The following is a 2,046-nucleotide window of genomic DNA, read 5'->3' as shown; positions in this document are numbered from 1 at the left end:
AAAAAAAGCCGCCTACGGTGCCCTGGCAGACGTGCTGGAGAATAATGCCTCACGCCAGGAGTTGATAGGTCAACTGCGTAAAGTAGCGGCAACGCCGCCTCCTGAACCGGTCCCCACTATCGTCCCTCCCACGCTGACGGAAGAAAAAACGGTACTCGAGAACGTGACCGATGTCAGTCGCCACTACGGGGAAGTTCTCTCCAGCCGATTCGCCCAGCTTTATCGCAATATCACCGACGCTCCGCACAAAACTTTTAATCCGCAATCGTTCACCAATGCCCTGACTCACTTTTTTATGCTGGCGGTATCCGTGTTCGGATTTTACTGGTTGGTACGCTTATGTGCGTTGCCGCTGTATCGCAAAATGGGGCAATGGGCGCGGCAAAAAAATCGTGACCGCAGCAACTGGCTACAGCTTCCCGCCATGATTATTGGCGCGTTCATCATAGATTTATTGCTGCTGGCCCTGACGCTGTTTGTTGGGCAGATCTTAAGCGATCGCATGAACGCCGGCAGCCGCACTATCGCTTTCCAGCAAAGTTTGTTTCTTAATGCCTTCGCGTTGATTGAGTTCTTTAAGGCCATTTTACGCCTGATATTTTGCCCGACGGTGGCCGAGTTGCGTCCGTTCAACATTCAGACTGCAGGCGCACGCTACTGGAATCGTCGCCTGAGCTCACTCAGCAGCCTGATTGGCTACGGGCTGATCGTGGTGGTGCCCATCGTCTCGAATCAGGTCAATGTACAGGTTGGCGCCATGGCTAACGTCATCATCATGCTGTGCATTACGCTGTGGGCGCTGTATCTGATCTTCAGGAACAAGAAAGAGATCACCGAGCATTTGCAGAGTCTGGCAGAAAGGTCGCTGGCTTTTTTCAGCCTGTTTATCCGCGCCTTTGCGCTGGTTTGGCACTGGCTGGCCAGCGCCTATTTCATCGTGCTGTTTTTCTTCTCGCTGTTTGATCCGGGCAACAGCCTGAAGTTTATGATGGGAGCAACGCTGCGCAGCCTGGTGATTATCGGCATCGCCGCCTTTATTTCTGGCATGTTTTCCCGCTGGATCGCCAAAACCATTACGCTTTCACCACACACCCAGCGCAGTTATCCGGAATTGCAAAAACGCCTGAATAGTTGGCTGTCGACGGCGTTAAGCATCGCGCGGATCCTGACGGTCTGTGTCGCCATCATGTTGCTGCTCAACGCCTGGGGGCTGTTCGACTTCTGGAACTGGCTGCATTACGGCGCGGGAGAAAAAACGGTGGATATTCTGATTCGTATCGCGCTGATTTTATTCTTCTCCGCTATCGGCTGGACCCTGCTCGCCAGCCTGATTGAAAACCGCCTGACCTCGGATATCCACGGCCGGCCCCTGCCCAGCGCACGTACCCGTACACTGTTGACACTGTTTCGCAACGCGCTGGCGGTGATTATCAGCACCATCACTATCATGATCGTGTTGTCGGAAATTGGGGTCAATATTGCCCCGTTACTGGCAGGCGCGGGCGCGCTGGGGCTGGCTATCTCCTTCGGCTCGCAGACGCTGGTAAAAGATATTATTACCGGGATCTTTATCCAGTTTGAAAATGGCATGAACACCGGTGATTTGGTCACCATCGGTCCGCTAACCGGCACGGTTGAGCGCATGTCGATTCGCTCAGTCGGTGTGCGCCAGGACACCGGGGCGTACCATATTATCCCGTGGTCATCGATAACCACCTTCGCCAACTTTGTACGGGGTATTGGATCGGTCGTCGCCAATTACGACGTGGACCGCCATGAGGATGCCGATAAAGCCAATCAGGCGTTGAAGGATGCCGTTACGGCGGTGATGGAACGAGAAGATATTCGCGGATTCATTATTGGCGAGCCGTCATTCGCGGGCATTGTCGGGTTAACCAATACGGCGTTTACGCTGCGGGTGTCGTTCACCACCTTACCGCTGAAGCAGTGGGCGGTACGCTTTGCGCTCGACAGTCAGGTGAAAAAATACTTTGATTTGGCCAACGTGCGCGCGCCGGTACAGACCTACCAGGTTTTGCCCGCACC

The 2,046-nt window shown here is 54.2% G+C and carries 1 protein-coding gene; it reads left to right on the top strand.

Annotated elements, in window-relative coordinates; all coding sequences use genetic code 11:
* Window positions 1-2,046: mechanosensitive channel protein (ybiO, locus tag FDW95_RS13330; protein ID WP_249359100.1), on the top strand; the 2,046-nt coding region annotated here is incomplete at both ends.

Origin of the sequence: Citrobacter sp. wls718 (assembly GCF_005280945.1) — a bacterium.
In the GTDB taxonomy this organism is placed as follows: Bacteria; Pseudomonadota; Gammaproteobacteria; order Enterobacterales; family Enterobacteriaceae; genus Citrobacter; species Citrobacter gillenii.
This window is presented reverse-complemented; position numbering and strand designations above follow the sequence as displayed.